15 protein-coding genes and 4 pseudogenes are annotated in these 16,721 nt (G+C 69.6%); 15 read left to right on the top strand and 4 right to left on the bottom strand.

The genetic code is table 11. The features are described 5' to 3' along the window. Nucleotides 1–577 precede the first annotated feature (577 nt). The 9 genes from IE98_RS0139855 (at nucleotide 578) to IE98_RS0139815 (ending at nucleotide 9,821) form a co-directional block, all read left to right on the top strand. A complete protein-coding gene (locus tag IE98_RS0139855) occupies nucleotides 578–1,912 on the top strand; it encodes an ATP-binding protein (RefSeq protein WP_159401223.1) in 1,335 nt (444 codons plus the stop codon). Further along, on the top strand, nucleotides 1,909–2,346 hold the full coding sequence (locus IE98_RS0139850; protein WP_030277419.1) for a roadblock/LC7 domain-containing protein: 438 nt from the start codon (nucleotides 1,909–1,911) through the stop codon (nucleotides 2,344–2,346). The genes IE98_RS0139855 and IE98_RS0139850 overlap by 4 nt, the downstream gene beginning before the upstream one ends. Continuing rightward, nucleotides 2,343–2,726, top strand: a complete 384-nt coding sequence (locus IE98_RS52770) for a DUF742 domain-containing protein (protein ID WP_030277417.1) — start codon at nucleotides 2,343–2,345, stop codon at nucleotides 2,724–2,726. Before IE98_RS0139850 ends, IE98_RS52770 begins: the two co-directional genes overlap by 4 nt. A gap of 52 nt (nucleotides 2,727–2,778) precedes the next feature. Then, nucleotides 2,779–3,318 carry a GTP-binding protein gene (locus IE98_RS0139840; protein ID WP_420706268.1) on the top strand — a complete coding sequence of 180 codons (540 nt, stop codon included), beginning with the start codon at nucleotides 2,779–2,781 and terminating at the stop codon, nucleotides 3,316–3,318. Beyond that, entirely contained in the window at nucleotides 3,315–4,589 is a 1,275-nt protein-coding gene (locus IE98_RS0139835) for a cytochrome P450 (protein WP_052391568.1), read from the top strand. The genes IE98_RS0139840 and IE98_RS0139835 overlap by 4 nt, the downstream gene beginning before the upstream one ends. Before the next feature lie 162 nt (nucleotides 4,590–4,751). Beyond that, nucleotides 4,752–5,870, top strand: coding sequence for a polyprenyl synthetase family protein (locus IE98_RS0139830; RefSeq protein WP_234443872.1), 1,119 nt, complete (start codon nucleotides 4,752–4,754; stop codon nucleotides 5,868–5,870). Continuing rightward, on the top strand, nucleotides 5,867–7,495 hold the full coding sequence (locus IE98_RS52150) for a prenyltransferase/squalene oxidase repeat-containing protein (protein ID WP_052391567.1): 1,629 nt from the start codon (nucleotides 5,867–5,869) through the stop codon (nucleotides 7,493–7,495). Before IE98_RS0139830 ends, IE98_RS52150 begins: the two co-directional genes overlap by 4 nt. Next, complete coding sequence (locus IE98_RS0139820; RefSeq protein WP_030277407.1) at nucleotides 7,492–8,856, top strand: cytochrome P450; 1,365 nt, start codon at nucleotides 7,492–7,494, stop codon at nucleotides 8,854–8,856. Before IE98_RS52150 ends, IE98_RS0139820 begins: the two co-directional genes overlap by 4 nt. After that, nucleotides 8,853–9,821, top strand: a complete 969-nt coding sequence (locus tag IE98_RS0139815; protein WP_030277405.1) for a terpene synthase family protein — start codon at nucleotides 8,853–8,855, stop codon at nucleotides 9,819–9,821. Before IE98_RS0139820 ends, IE98_RS0139815 begins: the two co-directional genes overlap by 4 nt. A gap of 127 nt (nucleotides 9,822–9,948) precedes the next feature. Here IE98_RS0139815 and IE98_RS51635 read toward each other — a convergent pair. Then, nucleotides 9,949–10,062 (bottom strand): annotated as a pseudogene (locus IE98_RS51635) (IS5/IS1182 family transposase); the annotation flags it as partial. Nucleotides 10,063–10,198: 136 nt separating this feature from the next. Between IE98_RS51635 and IE98_RS48675 the strand changes: the two are divergent. From IE98_RS48675 to IE98_RS0139800, 3 genes and pseudogenes are all read left to right on the top strand, one after another. After that, a pseudogene (locus tag IE98_RS48675) lies at nucleotides 10,199–10,684 on the top strand (IS110 family transposase); the annotation flags it as partial. 297 nt (nucleotides 10,685–10,981) lie between these two features. Next, nucleotides 10,982–12,550, top strand: coding sequence for an oleate hydratase (locus IE98_RS0139805; RefSeq protein ID WP_030277401.1), 1,569 nt, complete (start codon nucleotides 10,982–10,984; stop codon nucleotides 12,548–12,550). 119 nt (nucleotides 12,551–12,669) lie between these two features. Continuing rightward, the gene (locus IE98_RS0139800) at nucleotides 12,670–13,293 is read left to right on the top strand and encodes a membrane protein (protein WP_030277399.1); all 624 of its coding nucleotides are present in this window, start codon (nucleotides 12,670–12,672) and stop codon (nucleotides 13,291–13,293) included. 279 nt (nucleotides 13,294–13,572) lie between these two features. Here the strand turns inward: IE98_RS0139800 and IE98_RS52430 are convergent, their stop codons facing one another. Continuing rightward, nucleotides 13,573–13,716 (bottom strand): hypothetical protein, encoded by a 144-nt coding sequence (locus tag IE98_RS52430; RefSeq protein WP_324605844.1) that lies wholly within the window; start codon nucleotides 13,714–13,716, stop codon nucleotides 13,573–13,575. Between the two features lie 92 nt (nucleotides 13,717–13,808). Between IE98_RS52430 and IE98_RS0139790 the strand changes: the two are divergent. Both IE98_RS0139790 and IE98_RS51625 read left to right on the top strand, forming a co-directional pair. Further along, nucleotides 13,809–14,150: pseudogene (locus tag IE98_RS0139790) on the top strand (transposase); the annotation flags it as partial. A 73-nt stretch (nucleotides 14,151–14,223) separates the two neighbouring features. Then, a pseudogene (locus tag IE98_RS51625) lies at nucleotides 14,224–14,535 on the top strand (hypothetical protein); the annotation flags it as partial. Between the two features lie 19 nt (nucleotides 14,536–14,554). Here IE98_RS51625 and IE98_RS43865 read toward each other — a convergent pair. Continuing rightward, a complete protein-coding gene (locus tag IE98_RS43865) occupies nucleotides 14,555–14,896 on the bottom strand; it encodes an integrase core domain-containing protein (protein WP_234443871.1) in 342 nt (113 codons plus the stop codon). Here IE98_RS43865 and IE98_RS0139780 point away from each other — a divergent pair. After that, nucleotides 14,888–15,451 (top strand): hypothetical protein, encoded by a 564-nt coding sequence (locus IE98_RS0139780; RefSeq protein ID WP_052391566.1) that lies wholly within the window; start codon nucleotides 14,888–14,890, stop codon nucleotides 15,449–15,451. The two genes, IE98_RS43865 and IE98_RS0139780, sit on opposite strands and share 9 nt — an antisense overlap. Nucleotides 15,452–15,466: 15 nt before the next feature. Here the strand turns inward: IE98_RS0139780 and IE98_RS0139775 are convergent, their stop codons facing one another. After that, nucleotides 15,467–16,480: an IS110 family transposase gene (locus IE98_RS0139775; protein ID WP_199923051.1), complete on the bottom strand. Its 1,014-nt coding sequence runs from the start codon at nucleotides 16,478–16,480 to the stop codon at nucleotides 15,467–15,469. Nucleotides 16,481–16,721 lie beyond the last annotated feature (241 nt).

The raw sequence follows: 16,721 nt of genomic DNA, 5'->3' as shown, positions 1-16,721 counted from the left end.
GATACGCGCCGACCTCCACCTGGGCCTGCTCCAACTCGCCTGCAGCATCATCTGCCTGCGGAAGCTTCGGACCTCATTCTGAAATGATCAGTTATGACGGGTTACTGCTGGAAAGCACGCATGGGCAAGTGCCAAATCGCGGAGGTCCTCGCGGGATGGACATGCATGGTGCGCCTCGTCGTCAATATGATCTAATGACCAGTCAGATGCGGAGCGAGTCAAACCGGTTGTCGCCCCGTGGCCCCGATGGAAGACCCGCGGAGTTCAGGATGATGCTCACGACTGCCAGGTCATCGCACGCCGGGGCATCGGACGTCCCATGGGGAGCGCCATCGTGTTGTGGAGCGACAGCTCAGCGATGAGCTGACACCGAGGCCTGCGCCTATTGGTCGAAGTGACACACTTGTCGCGCGCATGCCACATAATGACAACGCCCGGCCATGCCCGGCGCTGCTCCATCGATCAGATTTCCGTTCGCAATCTGCCGGGACTCCACGGGTCGGAGCTCGTTCACCATGAACGGGCGGCTCCGCCATGTCTGGCCTCCGGAGCCGGCTCGAGCCCTAGGACCCGACCGTTGACCTCGATACCCGAGACTGCCGCAGTGGTGCTTGGCGCCACGACCGCAGCTGGCGCTGTAGCCACGGCACTGCTGGCACGCTCGCGTCGCGCCCTGGTCGCGCGAAGCGCCGTGCAGTCCGAGGCACTGAAAGCTTCGCAAAAGCGAGAGCAGGCGCTCCAGGAACAGCTCCAGCAGTTCGGCGACGAGCTTCAGCATCTGGTCGCCAACCGTCTCCCTGGCCTGGCGCTGCATCTGGTCAGTCCGCATCACCCGGTTCCGGGTCTGAAGCACGAGGCCCTGGCCGGGACCGCGTACGCCTCCCTCTACGAGGCCGTGCTCGGCCACTACTCGGACACGGTAGCCAAGGAGCGCCGACGGATCGATGCCTCCGCCCGTGCGGCGCTGCGTGGCGCGTGCCAGGACATCCAGGCGCTGTCGTACCGGCTGCAGACGCAGGTCGAGGGCCTGCAGAGCGACTTTGACGACCCGCGGCTGCTCGACAGTCTGTTCAAGGTCGACCACCTCAACGAGCAGGCGATCCGTCTGGTGCAGAAGGCCGCGATCGTCTGCGGCGCGTGGCCCGGACACGTGCGTCCGGACACCTACGTCGTCGAAATCGTCAGCGGCGCCTCGTCCCGGCTCCACGGCTACGAGCGCATCAAGATCAGTTCGCGGCTGCTCGATTCGAACCTTGCGGTCGTCGGTCGCGCGGCGGAGCCCATCGCGGTGGCTCTCACCGAGCTCATGGCCAATGCCCTGGAGCACTCCCGGGACGACCTCGCGGTGGAGGCCGGCCTGATCCAGACCGGCAATGGCAGCGTCTGCATCATCATCGACGACGCGGGCACCGGCATGAGCGCGGAGGCCGTCCGTCGCGGTGTCCGCCTGCTCTCGGTCGTGGAGCAGCAGGACACGCTGCTGACCGAGCTCGGCGATCCGCCCGCTCTGGGGCTCGCAGCCATCGGCCGGCTCGTCGCCGACCACGGCTTCCAGGTCTCGATCGACCAGGTTTCCCCCTACAACGGGGTCCGCGCGGTCCTCACGATCCCCCCGCACCTGTTGACGACGATCGACGAAGAGAAGGAACCGATCTCGGCGATGGCTCCCCTGCCTGCCGCACCCCCTCCTGCACCGCAGTGGCCCACTCCGGCGGCTTCGAACAGCACCCGGGACGACGGCAGCGACCTTCCCCAGCGCCATCGGCGCGCCCGCACGGAGCCCGCACGCAGCGATGCCCCCGATGTCGCGCCCCGAGAGCTGAACCCGGAAACGGCCCGTGACACCTGGAGCCAGTTCCAGGCGGGACTCGCCGCAGGTCAAGCCCCCAACGACTCGAAGGAAGATCAGTGACCCTTTCCGCTTCGCGCCCTGCAATCGAGGACCCGTCGTGGGTCCTGAATCCCATCACCGAAGTGAGCAACGAGGTCAAGCACGCCCTGATCCTGTCCAGCGACGGCATGGTCATCGGCGCGACGGAAGGGCTCCTGCGGGAGGCCGCGGAAGGCATCTCCGCCATGACGGCCGCCCTTCACGGCGCGGCCCGAGCCGCGGCCAACGCGGCGCTGGACGCCTCGGACGGGACTCCCATCACGACCATCACCGTGCAGAACACCCACGGCACGTACATGATCATGCCTGCCGGTGCCCGCACCAACACCTTCATCGCCGTGGCAGGAGGCCTCGACATGCCCATGGGTACGGTCGCGCACATCATGGCCCGGCAGGCCAAGAAGCTCGGCGAGCAACTCATGTCCGTCCCGGCCCGCACACGGGAGGCGTCATGAGCCGCTCGTCGCAGGGTCGGCGGATGATCCCCAGCTATCTGGCTACTCGGGGCATCGGGACCCCGACTCGCAACACTCTGCATTCGCTCATGGCCGTGGTCGCCACGGGTCTTCCGCCCGCCCCTCATCACACTCCGGTGCATCAGCGGATCATCTCGCTGTTGACGGGAGGCGCTCTGACCGTCAGTGAAACGGCCGCGTATCTCCGTTTGCAGACCAGTGTGTGCAAGGTCCTGATCTCTCAACTCCTGGACGGCGGGCACCTGCAGGTTCGCGTGCCGGCCCCCACTGCCTTGCTCCCCGACGCGGGCGCCGAGCGTCCGTCGAAAGAACTCCTGGAAGAGGTGCTGAGTGGACTCCGTGCGCTCAGGCAGCACTAGCCCGCGTCCTGTCTATCTGCCGGAGGAGGACCACCAGAGGCTGAAGATCCTCGTGGCGGGCCCTCTCGGCATCGGGAAGACCACCGCGATCAGGACTCTGTCCGAGATCCCGACGCTGCACACGGACGAGGTGATGACCGACGCTGCCGCATCGGCGGACGACCTCACCCTGGACGGCCTGCGAGGCAAGACGACCACTACGGTCGCCATCGACTTCGGCCGGCTGACCGTGCCGCAGGCCAAGGTGGTCCTGTACCTGTACGGCACCCCTGGGCAGCGCCGCTTCCTGCCCCTGTGGGAGGACATCGCCGACGGCGCCATCGGCGCCCTTGTCCTGGCCGACACCCGCCGCCTGGACCAGTCGTTCGAGGTCATGGACCTCATCGAGGAACGCGGCCTGGACTACGCGGTCGCCGTGAACACGTTCCCGACCTCGCCCGACTACACCCTCGAAACCCTGCGCTCCAAGCTCGACCTGGACGAACGGACCCCGCTGGTGACCTGCGACGCCCGGGACAAGAATTCCACCCTGGACGCGCTCATCGCCCTGACCGCCCACCTGATATCCCGAGCCGGAGACGAATCGTCGTGACCGCCACTCCTCCCGCCTCCCCGGTGCGCATCTACGGGCCGGAACACGACGCAGACCCCCGGCGCAGCTACGACCTGCTGCGCCTGCAGGGGCCGGTCGGCCTTGCGGAGATCTCCCCCGGCGTCGTCGTCCACCTGGTCACCGACTACCGCGCCGCACTCGACCTCCTCCACGACACGGACACCTGGTCCAAGGACACCCGCCCGTGGATGGACCAGGTGCCGGCGGACAGCCCTCTCATGCCGCACGTGCAGTGGCGGCCCAGCCTGTTCTTCGCCGACGGCGCCCAGCACGCCCACCTGCGCAGCGTCATCACGGACAGCTTCCGCCTTCTCGACCCCCACGATGTGCGCAACCTGACCTTCCGGTACGCCGACACGCTGCTCCAGCAGTTCGCGATGGACGGTGAGGCCGACCTGGTCGCCCAGTACGCGCAGCAGCTCCCGCTGATGGTTTTCAACGCGCTGTTCGGCATGCCCGACGAGTACGCTCCCCGCCTCATGCAGGCGCTGAGCGGGATGGTGAGCTCCGATCCCGCTCAGATGGCAGCGGGTGCGCAGTCGCTGAACGAGTACCTCACCAGCCTGTACGCCGCCAAGGCCCAGCAGCGCGGACATGACCTGACCTCGTGGTTCATTGACCACCCGAATGGGCTGAGTCCGGAAGACGTCCTCCAGCAGGTCATCATCGTTCTCGGTGCGGGCAACGAGCCGCTGACCAACCTGATCGCCAGCACGCTCGCGCGCATGCTCTCGGACGACCGCTACTTCGGTAGCCTCACCACCGGGAGTCTGCCGATCCAGCACGCGATCGACGAGGCGCTGTGGAACGATTCCCCGCTGGCGAACTACAGCCTTCACTTCCCTCGGCAGGAGGTCGAGTTCTACGGCACGGTCATTCCGGCTGGCTCACCGGTGATGGTCTCCTACGCGGCCGCCAACTCCTGCCCACACAGCAACCCGCCGAACGAGGGCCACCGTTCCGGCAACAAGGCCCACCTGGCCTTCGCCGCAGGCCCGCACGCCTGCCCGGCGCGTTCCACCGCCGTCCTTGTCGCCACCGCGGCGATCGAACGGCTCACCTCTTACCTGCCCGACATCAAACTTGCGGTGTCCTCAGCGGAACTGGCCTACCGGGGCGGTCCCATCTACCGGAGCCTGACTGCACTGCCCGCCCGGTTCACTCCGCTTCACCCGCGACGCCACGAGAGCCCGTCCCAGCGACAGTCGCCCAAACCGGCCGCAGCGGTCGCGGTCAGCCTGCCGGGCTAGCGACGTCGACAGCGCGTGCACGCACTGCCCGGCCTCGGCGCTTCGCCCACGGGTCGAAGCGTACTGACGGAGTGTTTTCCGCCACATCGGCACCAGGCGTGACGGTCGGAACGCCTGGGGATGTGCGTTCGTGACCACACCTGCTCGCCAAAGGAACATGCATTGGCTGTTCTTGACCACAAGAGACGCGCAGCGCTCGCACTCGACGTCGTGCCCCCTCCCGCCGCACTGGACCTCCAGGCCGTGCGGCGGGAGGTCGATACGGCGCTGGCCACGTTCCTGGACGCCAAGGAGCAGTCCGCGCCCGGCCCTGAACTGCCGTTCCTTATAGCCCAGCTGCGCACATTCCTGACTGGCGGAAAGCGCCTTCGCCCCCTGCTGTGTGTGTGCGGCTGGTACACCGGTGGCGGCGAGGTCGACCACTCGCCGGCTGTCCGCGCGGCGGCGGGCCTCGAACTCTTTCAGGCGTTCGCCCTCATCCACGACGACGTGATGGATGCCAGCGACGCCCGCCGCGGCCGGCCCTCGGCCCACCGGGCACTGGCCGCTGCCTACACCGCGGGCGGCGGCCCGGTCTCCCGGGCCGAGGAGCACGGCGTAGGCGCCGCCGTGCTCCTCGGGGACCTGGCACTGATCTGGTCCGACGAACTCCTGCACGGAGCGGGGTTGACAGTCCAGGGCTCCGAACGGCTCCTGCCGCTCCTGGACGAGATGCGCAGCGAAGTGGTCTACGGCCAGTTCCTCGACCTGCAGACCACCGGGCGGCTGTCCGGCGATGTCGAGACCGCCCTGCGGGTGATCCGATACAAGACGGCCAAGTACACCGTCGAGCGGCCTCTGCACATGGGCGCGGCGCTGGCCGGCGCAACCGCGGGGGTCGAAGCAGCTCTCAGCGGGTTCGCGCTGCCGCTCGGTGACGCCTTCCAGCTCCGGGACGATCTCCTCGGGGTTTTTGGTGATCCCCGGGAAACGGGCAAGCCGGTGCTGGACGACGTGCGGGCGGGCAAGGCCACGGTTCTCATGGCTCTCGCCGTCCAGCGGGCGTCCCGGAGCGAGCTGCGGTCGCTGCGCGCACGGTTCGGCAGACCCAGTCTCACCGAGCGGGATGCAGACGTGGTCCGGAGCATCCTCGAGCGCACCGGAGCCCGGCAGGCCGTGGAGGAGATGATCCGGATCCGGCGGGACGAAGCCCTGGCATCCCTCGACCACGCCCCCTTCCCGGCCGCTGCTGTCGCGGCGCTGCGGGACATCGCCGGATCCGCCACTACGAGGCAGGCATGAACGAGCACCAGCACAGCGGGAGCGGGACATCCCTGGCGACGGCGCCCGTCGAGCACCGATCGGCGAGCGACGCCTGCGTCGATGCAGCGGCGAGGCTGATCAGTGCGGTCGACGCCGACCCCTGGGGCGATGTCCGCCCGTCCCTGTACGAGACGGCCCGTGTGCTGTCAGCGGCGCCGTGGCTGCCCGGCGAACAGGCCCGGGTCGAATACCTGCTCCGTGAGCAGGCCGCCGACGGCAGCTGGGGCGATGGGCCCGCGCCCTACCGGCTCCTGCCGACGCTGAGTGCTGTCGAGGCCGTACTTGCGGTGCTGCAGCGGGAGCCACTGGCCAGCGGTGCGGGGGGCCGGCTCGCCGCGGTGGCGGCCAGGGGGCTCGCCGCGCTCGGTCGTCTGCCGTCGGCCGGGCTGTGGCCGGACACCGCGGCCGCGGAGATTCTCGTCCCGGGCCTGGTCGCCGCCGTCAACGAGCGCCTCGACCGGCCCGGTGTCGCGGATCTCACGCACCTCGGGCCCTGGCACCGCGGCACGCGTCCCGCCGTCCCGCGCGGCTACCACGCCGCGGCGCCCGAAGCGGTCGCCCGCAAGTGCCTGGCTGCCGGCGGGGTCCCGTTCAAGCTGCACCACACCTTCGAAGGTGTCGCCGGGCACCTCCCGGACGTGCTGCGGCCCGAGGCGGACGGGCTGGTCGGCAGTTCCCCGGCCGCCACCGCGGCCTGGCTCGCCGCCGCAGGCCTCTCCGGGTTGCAGCGGCGTGCCGCCAACGAGCTCGCCGCCGTGGCGCACCGCTATGGCGGCCTCCTCCCGGAGGCAGCACCGATCACGGTGTTCGAGCGGCTCTGGGTCGCGGCTGCGCTGGCGCGTTCCGGCCTGGCGTCCTCCGGCCTGCTCACCCTGCGAAAGTGGGCCGACCACCTCTACGACCCCGAGGGCGTCCGCGGCGCACCAGGGCTGATGGTGGACGCCGACGACACCGCCATGGCCGTACTCGTCGCAGCCCTGGTCGACCGGCCCCGCGACCCCGCCCCGCTCGCCGTCTTCGACAACGGCCGCCACTACGACTGCTACGTCGGCGAGGACACCAAGTCCCTGAGCGCCAACGCGCACGCCCTCCAGGCCCTGCAGGCCCACCTCCGCCACCGCCCCGAGGAGGCCCAGACGCACCTGCCGGTGATGCGGCGGGTGGCCGACTGGATGACGGAGCATCAACTGCCGCAGGGCCACTGGACCGACAAGTGGCACGCATCCCCGTACTACGCCACTGAGCGGTGCGTCACCGCACTGTCCGCGATACCCGGTCCCCGGGCGCGCCAGGCCGTCCGGGCCGCCGCCGAATGGGTGCTGGCCACCCAGCAGCCCGACGGGTCCTGGGGCATCTGGGGCGGCACCGCCGAGGAGACCGCGTACGCGGTGAAGATCCTGCTCCGCACGCCGGGGATCGCCGACGGGCGCACGCTGGACCGCGCCGAGGCCTTCCTGGACGAGACGGCCCGTACATCCGGCCACCGGCACCCCGCCCGCTGGCACGACAAGACCCTCTACGCACCGGAGGCGATGATCCAGGCCGAGGTCCTCGCCGCCCGCCACCTGCTGCACACCCGCCACGAAACGGAGCACCGCCCGTGACCGCCGACGCAACGCCCATTCCGCATGCACCGGGGCGCCTGCCCGTCGTCGGCCACCTGCTGCCGATGCTCCGGGACCGGCTGGAGTTCATGCAACGACTTCGCCGCCACGGTGACGTGGTGCAGATCGGGTTCGGCCCGAAGCCGGTGTTCGTCGTCAACTCACCCGAACTCATCTGGGAGACACTCACCGCCCAGCACGCAAACTTCGGCAAGGGCCGGCTCTTCGAGAAGCTCCGCCTGTTCGGCGGATCGCCGTTGCCGGTCACCGAGGGCGGACCGCGGCACCTGAAACGCCGCCGCCTGGTGCAGCCCGCCTTCCACAGCGAGCGCATCAACTCCTACGTCGACCGGATGATCACCACCGCGGAGACCGCACTCCGGACCTGGGAACACGGGGCACGACTCGACGTGCAGAACGAGGTGCAGCTCATGACCCAAGGCGTCGTCCTGTCGGCGCTGCTCTCCTCCGACCTCGACCGCGGTCCGGCGCAAGCCGTCATGAACGGCGTCGACACCCTCTTCCAGGCCGCCATCCGGCGCGCCGTCACGCCGGTTTCCGGCTGGGAGAAGCTGCCCCTCCCCGGCAAGCGCAAGGTCCGGGCCGCGAACACGCTGCTGCGCGGGACGGTCAGCGACATCGTCGCCGCTCACCGGGCGGACCCCGAACGCCCCGATGACCTCGTCTCCCTGCTCCTCGACGCCCGCGACGAGGACGGCCGGCCGTTGGACGAGGAGGAGATCCTGTCCGAGATCACCGGCCTGCTGGCCGCGGGCACCGAGACCGCCGCGGTCACCATGGCGTGGCTCTTCCACGAACTGGGCCGCAACCCCGGTATCGAGGAACACCTGCACCAGGAGGTGGACACCGTACTGGCCGGCGGTCGGCTCACCGCGGAGCACCTTCCCCAGCTGGTTCTCACCCGCAGGCTCGTCACCGAGACCCTGCGCCTGCACAACCCCGCCTGGATCGTGACCCGCCGAGCCAATGTGCCGGTGCGGCTCGGCAGCGCGCACCTTCCCGCCGGGGCCGACCTGGTGTGGAGCCCGTACGCGCTCCACCGAGACCCGGAGCTCTACCCCGACCCGCTGCGGTTCGACCCGGACCGCTGGCTTCCCGAACGACCGCAACCCCGCAGGGGCGCGTACATCCCGTTCGGCGCCGGAAATCGCATGTGCATCGGCGACGGCTTCACCTGGACGGAGACAGCGGTCCTGACCGCCCTCATCGCCTCCCGCTGGACCCTACGGCACGCACCCGGCGCCACCGTCCGGCCCGTACCCGCCATCACCGTCCACCCGTCCTCCCTCCACATGATCGCCGAGGCACGAGGACACGCCGCGGCACGGGAGGCAGCATGACCACCACCGACCGGTCGGCAGGCGTCACCGTGCTGCCCATGCCCGACCTCTCCCCCACCTTCCCCGGCCCCTTCCCGAGCAGCCCGCACGCGGACCACATCCAGGCGCACGTGGGGCAATGGCTCCACCGGTTCCCGCTCCTTGGTCCACCCGACGCACGGCGCACCCTCTGCGACATCGTGGCGCACGGGGTGGCCCGGACCTTTCCCACCGCCGAGCCGGACGGCCTCTTCCTGTGCGCGGACCTTTTCTTGTGGCTCACCGCGTTCGACGACACCTACGGCGAGGCGACGGCGGCAGGCAGCCCGGCCCAACTGGTGCGCCGAATCCAGGGTTGCCTCCACGTCCTGGCCGACGGCGAGCCTCCCGGTGACGCCGACCCCTTCGACGAAGCACTCCAAGACCTCCTCGTGAGGCTGCGGACCCGGGCCACGGCCGCCCAGTACCTGCGGGTCAGCTGCTGTCTCAGGGACGTCCTCTTCGGCATCCTCTGGGAAGCGCACCACCTGGCCGAACCCGATCACGTCAGGTTGCACGACTACCTCGCGATGCGCCCCCACACCGTGCTCGTGCGGACCCTCATCGCCGTCGCCGAAGTCGTCCTGCGGTACGAGCTGCCGGAAGAGGCGCGAAACTCCCAGGCAGTGCGGCAAGCGGAGTCGGCCGTGGCCGACCTCGCCGGCGTGCTGAACGACCTCGGCTCCTACGCGAGGGAATCCGCCAAGGGCGTCCCGAACTCGCTGAACCTCGTATCGTTGATCACGAGAGAGCAGAGCTGCGACATCCCCACCGCATACGCAGCAGCTTCCCTTCTGGGGGAAGAGCACGCCGCGGCTGCCCGGCACGGGATCGGCGCACTCGCGACCAGCGACTCGGCCCCGCTAACGGAACATGCCGGAGCCTTGGAATCCATCGCCTGTTCCTACATCTGGCACATCAACCACGCCCGCTACAAGAAGGCCTGAGCCCACCACGCGCACGCCGAGCGGGCGTGGGCATCCAACGGTTCCATGGCCGGGTGGCTTCCTGGTTCTGAAGCCTGTTGCAGTAGGCGGTGAGTGGGCATGCCGGTGTGTGTTCTGATCTGGCGTTTCACCCGCCAAGTGCGAGGTTGTGCATGTGGGCAACGGCCTGCACTGCGTGGTGCGGGCCGTCGCCTTTCTGCCAGCAGTCGCGAAGGATCTTGTAGTTCCTCATCCGGGCGAAGGAGCCACTGCATGGTGCGGCACACCGTGGCGGTGGAGATCCCGAACAGCGGCGCCGGCTGCCGCATGGTCAGGTTGGCCCGGTAGTAGACCGCCACCAGCGGCACCCGGGCCGTCCCGTCCGCGGACCCTCCCGCCCCGGTGTAGCACCGCCCAGACCAAACCGGGCGAAGCTGCGCAGCCGGGCGGGTGACGTTCCCGGCGTGTCGGCCGGGCCACGGCAGCGGTGTGTGCGATCGCTGGAAGGGCGGAGCCCCGAGACCGTCGCCGAACTCGAGATGATCGCCGGATTCGACGACGACCTCGCCGGCGAATCGACCCGGATCAAGAACCGCTCGCGCGGCCTGCTCACCCAGCTCCATCCCTCACTCGAACGCGTCCTGGGCCCACGGCTCGACCACCCGGCCGTCCTCGCCATACTCGAACGCCATTTCTCGCCAAGCCAGTTGAGGAAGGCCGGCCGACGGCGACTGATCACACTGCTGCGGCCCAGGGCCCCGCGCATGGCCGAGCGCCTGGTCGAGGACATCTTCACCGCCCTCGACGAGCAGACCGTCGTCGTCCCCGGGACCGAGGCCGCCGCGCTGATCGTCCCCAGCCTCGCCACCTCGCTGACCGCGGTCCTCGACCCCGCTGCTGCTGCGCCGGGACCTGGCTCCCTGAGCACCAACCCGCCCGCAGCCCGCCCGGTCACCTGACCGCCGAGGACACCCGCAATCCGCGCCGAGCACCCCAAGGCCGTGCCGCCGGGACCGTTGTTCCCCCACCAGTGACCAATGGCCCAAAGCCCCAAGCGGCTGGCCCAGAGCAGGCTGGCACCAACAGCTCGAACGGCGAACCCGATCAGCGCAGCGCCACTTTCTGACCGGCCGGTCAGGCACGAACAGCATTTTTCCCCAGCAGAGTTGAGGAGTATTCCGATGGCACAGGCATATCTGGTCGGCAGTGGCATAGCCGCCCTGTCCGCCGCGGCGTTCCTGATCCGCGACGGCGGCTTCGCCGGCAGCGACATCTACCTCTTCGAGGAGCAGGAGGAGGTCGGCGGCAGCCTGGACGCGGGCGGCACGCCGGACGCGGGCTACACGATGCGCGGCGGGCGGATGTTCGAGGCCCAGTTCCGCTGCACCTACGACCTGCTGTCCGGCATCCCGTCGTTGGACGACCCGTCGACTTCCGCCACCCAGGACGTCTACGACTCCCACCAGGAGTCACCGTGGGACGACGCCACCCGGCTGGTGGGCGCGGGCGGGGAGATCCGCGACGGCCATGCCATGGGCTTCTCCGAGCAGCACCGCCTTCAGCTGGTCAAGTGCCTGGCCACACCGGAACGGATGCTGGACGGCAAGCGGATCACCGACTGCTTCCGCGAGGACTTCTTCACCACCGACTTCTGGTACATGTGGTGCACCACCTTCGCCTTCGAGCCCTGGCACAGCGCGATCGAGTTCCGCCGCTACCTCAGGCGCTTCGTGCATCTGTTCCCCGAGTTCGAGACGATGTCCGGGATCTACCGCACCCGGTACAACCAGTACGACTCGATCGTCCGCCCGCTGACCGGCTGGCTGCTGGAGCGCGGCGTGCGGATCCACACCGGCCGTCGGGTGACCGACCTGTCCTTCCGGGCGGAGCCGGGCACGAGCGTCGAGCGCATCCACTTCGCTGGTGCCCACGCCGACCTTCCGGTCGCCCCGGACGACCTGGTGTTCGTCACCAACGGCTCGATGACCGCCGACTCCACCCTCGGCTCGCACACCGCCCCGCCGGAAGGCCCGAGCACCTCACGCAGTCCCTCCTCCTTCCTGCTCTGGCACCGCATCGCCCGCGGCCGCGAGGACTTCGGCCGCCCGGAAGTGTTCGACCGCAGTGTCGCCGACTCCACCTGGGAGTCCTTCACCGTCACCGCCAAGGACCCGGCCTTCCTGGACTGGATGGAGAAGTTCACCGGTCGTGCTACCGGCCGCGGCGGCCTGCTCACCCTGACCGACTCCCCCTGGCTGCTCACCGTCGTGGTCAACCGCCAGCCGGTCTACCAGCAGCAGCCCAAGGACGTGTCCGTCTGGTGGGGCTACGGCCTCTTCCCCGACAAGCCCGGGACGTACGTCCAGAAGCCCATGCGGGAGTGCAGCGGGGAGGAGATCCTCCAGGAAGTTCTGCACCACCTGGCCGTGGATGCCACCACCGCAGAGCGCGTCGCCGAGGCATCCACCGTCATCCCCTGCCTGATGCCCTACATCACCAGCCAGTTCCTGGTCCGCAGCCACGGCGACCGGCCGCAGGTCGTACCGAAGGGCTCCACCAACCTCGCCTTCATCGGCCAGTTCGCCGAGGTTCCCGACGACGTCGTCTTCACCGTCGAGTACTCCGTGCGCACCGCCTGGGCCGCGGTGGCGCAGCTCCTCGGCCTTGACCGACAGCCGCCGGCCGTCCACAAGGGCCACCACGACCCGCACGTCCTGGCCCGGGCCCTGCACACCATGCACCGTAAGTGACGGCAGGAGGGCCTGGCCCCGGCCCTCCCAGCGGCCGCCCGCGGCCTCGCGCCCACCGCAGCACGCACCCGCAAATCATTAACGCCAGTCCGGCAGTAGAACCAGCAGAGGAGCCCATCATGGCCGTCCACCACGCTCACACCCCCCGGATGCCCCGCCGCCTCACGGCCAGGCTCCACCGCCGCACCGCGCAGCCGGCCGACCGTGCCGCCACCACCGCGGCGACCACCGCCACGGCCACCGCCCTGGCCGCCACCCGGGTTGCCCTCGGTTTCGTGTTCCTGTGGGCCTTCCTCGACAAGGTCTTCGGCCTGGGCTACGCCACCAAGAGCGCCGCCGCCTGGGTCAGGGGAGGCTCGCCCACCAAGGGCTTCCTCAGCCACGTCTCGGCCGGCCCGCTGCAGTCCGCCTTCCATCAGTGGGCTGGACAGGCCTGGTCTGACTGGCTGTTCATGCTCGGCCTGCTCGGCATCGGCCTCGCTCTCATCGGCGGGATCGGCCTGCGGATCGCCGCGGCGAGCGGGACCCTGCTGCTGGCGATGATGTGGACCGCCGAGTGGCCGCCCGCCCGCCACCTGGCGAACGGCGCCGCCAGCGGATCCACCAACCCCGTCGCCGACTACCACCTCGTCTACGCCCTGCTGCTGATCGTGTTGGCCGCCACCGCCTCCGGCAACAGCTGGGGGCTGGGCCGCCGCTGGGGCGCCCTCCCGGTCGTGCGCGACCACCCCTGGCTGCGCTGACCCCCACCGCACCCGCAGTGGCCGGCCGCGACACGATCGCGGCCGGCCACTGCGCTTTTGCGTCGAACGGATCTCGTCCGCTGCCCCACGGCCATGAATCCGGTCCTGCAACCCGGAGGCGCGTCACGGATATCCCCTCGGCGTCAGCCGCATTCACGCGCGTCTCGAGCCACGCTGGCGCTTCATCACTTGCACGCGGCGCGGGCACGACGAAGCTCCTCGGTCGGTGGCGAGCTGTGGGGCTCGACCGTACCGGGGGAGCGGGTGTGACAGGTTCGGTCAGACGGCGTGCAAGCCGTGGGCGGCGAACACCGCGCGGGCCGCGGACATCTGGTCGCGGGTCGGCGCCAGCGTGTTGGCGAGGGTGAACTCCAGGCCCAGTGCACGCCATTTGGTGGCGCCGAGCTTGTGGAAGGGCAGCACGTCGACCCGGGAGACGTTGCCGAGGGAGGCGGCGAAGGAGGCGACGCCCTCGATGTTCTCGGGAAGGTCGGTGAGCCCGGGGACGAGGACGAATACGGGTGGCCCGGACTGGTCCGGGTCGGCCCCGGACCCGCCCGCTTCGGGTGCGGGGCGGCAGGGCGTACTCGTCCAAGGCCAACCGGGCCTACCTGCGCAGACGCCGCATCCGGTGCACCATCCCGGAGCCGGCCGACCAGATCCGCAACCGCAAGCGGCGCGGTGCGAGCGGTGGACGTCCGCCCCGCTTCGACCGCGAGGACTACAAGGCCCGCCATGCTGTCGAGTGCGGCATCAACCGGCTGAAGCAGCACCGGGCGGTAGCCACCCGCTTCGACAAACTCGCCGTCCGCTTCGAGGCTGTTGTCCTCGTCGCCGCGATCACCCAGTGGCTGTGAGGCCCACGGTGTCGGGCTCGCGTGCCATGCTGGCCGCGAGCCCGGGCCTGGCGTCGCACAAGGGGAGAGACCGGTGGCCGCTGACTATTACTGCGCCGACAGCGAGAACGGCGACCACATCGACGACCCGTCCGAGGACGCCATCTTCATGCTGGTAGACGACCTCAACGACACCGACAACACATTCGTCGTCATCCAGCCCGACGAAGACGACCCGGTCTGGTACGTCTCGGTGGCCGTCCTCGACGAAGGCGGCTACGAGATCGTCCGCCGCGACGCGAGCCGCCGCGAACACCACGTGGCAACCGAGACCAGCATCGGCACAATCGCTCGCGACCTCATCCTCTGGCTGGCCGCCCGAAGCTTCCCAGGACAGCCAACCAGACGCACCTTCGTGTCCCGCGTCAAGCAGTTGGCGAGTTTTCGGGTTCGGGAAAGTTGGGGACGAGCGGGTCCGCGGCGCCGGTGTGGACGTCGTGGGGCCGGTTCCAGGCCAGGGCCTCGTGCGGTCGGACGGTGTTGTACTCGCGCCGGTAGTCCTCGGCGTGCCGGGCGAGGTCGAGGGCGTCGGGGATCTCCTCCAGGAACAGCTTCTCGTACTTGAGCGAGCCGAAGCCGCGCTCGCGTGAGCCGTTCTGGCCGGGCGTGCGGACCCGGGTGCGGACGTGCCGCAACTCCGGGCGGGTGGCGATGAACGCCTCGAACCGGAACGAGCGGAATGGTCCGCCGTTGTCGGTATGGATCACCGCCGCCGCACTTTCATGACCTTCAGCGCGCTCGCACTGGCTGCGCTCGCAGCCCAATGGGCTACCTGGGAACCGGACCGTCTCACCACCGCGCTGAACGGCAAGTCCGTCGACTCCGAACTGGTCGACTGGCTGGAGGACACTCACGCCAGGCTGACCGCCCTGCCACCCGCGCAGCGCCAGCACACCGCGAAACTGATGAGCGCCCAACTGGAAACGGTGACGGACCTGCTCGAATACGGCTGCTACACCGAGCCTGTCGGCCGACGGCTGCATGCGCTTGCCGCCACCCTGGCCAGCGCCTGCGGCTGGCACCACTTCGACCAGGGCCACCACTTCGCAACGGGCAAGCTCTGGAACGCCGCCCCCACCAGCGCGCACGCCGCCCGCGACCGCGGCCTCGGCGCGGGGATCCTCTCCGACTTCGCCTACCAGTCCATCTGGCTCATCCAGCCCGAAGCCGCCATCGAACCGCTCAGCCAAGCCCTCCTCCACACCCACCACCCCACCGCCCGGTCACTGATTCCCAATCGGGTTTGTCAAGGGCCTGGGTAGCGGGCGGCGACGGGGTTACGCCTCTGCGAGATCGCGTCGGGGTGGCTCGGTGGTGAAGGTGCGCTGGTCGCGTATGAGGGCCCAGAGGACGTTGAGGCGGCGACGAGCGAGGGCGAGGACGGCCTGCTTGTGGGACTTGCCTTCGCTCCTCTTGCGTTCGTAGAAGGCCTTGGAGGTTGGGCAGCAGCGGGCGGCGACCTGGGCGGAGAGATAGAAGACGCGCAGGAGACGGCGGTGGTAGCGGTGGGGACGGCGCACGTTGCCACTGATGCGTCCGGAGTCCTTGGGAACGGGTGCCAGGCCGGCGATGCCGGCCAGGCGGCCGGATGTGCCGATGGCGTCCAGGTTGCCGCCGGTGCAGGCGATGAACTCGGCGCCGAGCATGGTGCCGATGCCGGGCATGCTGGTGATCACCTCGGCGTGCCGGTGTTCTCGGAACCGTGCCTCGATCGCCGTGTCGGTGGCAGCGATCTCCTCGTCCAGGGCCATCACGGCCCTGGCCAGGGTGTGCACCATGGCCGCGGCGGTCTTCTCTCCGGGGATCGCCGTGTGCTGGGCGCGTGCCGCCTCCAGCGCGGTGGCAGCCACCGCTTTGGCGTTTCGGACCTTGCGGTTTGCCAGCCAGGCGGCGAGGCGGGCCTCGCCGATTCTGCGGAGGCCGGCGGGTGTCCGGTAGCCGGTCAGCAGGACGAGGGCGGCCTTGGAGGTGCTGTAGTCGAAGGCGCGCTCGAGGGCCGGAAAGTACTCCAGGATCTGGGCGCGCAGGCGGTTGATCGCCCGGGTGCGGTCGGCGGTGAGGTCGTAGCGGCGGGCGATGAGGATCCGCAGGTCGACGGCGATCTCGTCCGGTATCTGCAGGGGCTGCAGGTCGCGGCGCATGCGGGCCTGGTCGGCGATGACGTAGGCGTCCTTGGCATCCGTCTTGCCGTCGCCGCGGTAGCTGCCGGAGGCGTGGTGCACGGTGCGGCCGGGAATGTAGAGCAGCTTCTGCCCGTGGCCGGCAAGCAGGGCGACGAATGAGCGGAACAAACCCACCAAGAAGGTAAGGAGCCTTTTCAGAGCGCCCACCGATCGGGTGACGGCAGGGTGGCATGAGGCAGCGCTCGCGAACGCCCCGGTGCAGGTCCCTCCCTTGTCAACAGCCGAGCGTCCGCCACCCCTGCGGGTTACAGCTGAAAAGGCTCCTTACCTTCGTGCGTGGGTTCGGTCCGGTCATTCGTACGATCGGGAGACCCAGGGGCGCCGGGTGTGGCTCAAAAAGCTCATGCCG

Origin of the sequence: Streptomyces sp. NRRL B-24484 (genome assembly GCF_000717715.1) — a bacterium.
Lineage (GTDB): Bacteria > Actinomycetota > Actinomycetes > Streptomycetales > Streptomycetaceae > Kitasatospora.
Note: the sequence above shows the minus strand (reverse complement) of the source record. Positions and strands in the feature narration are given on the sequence as shown.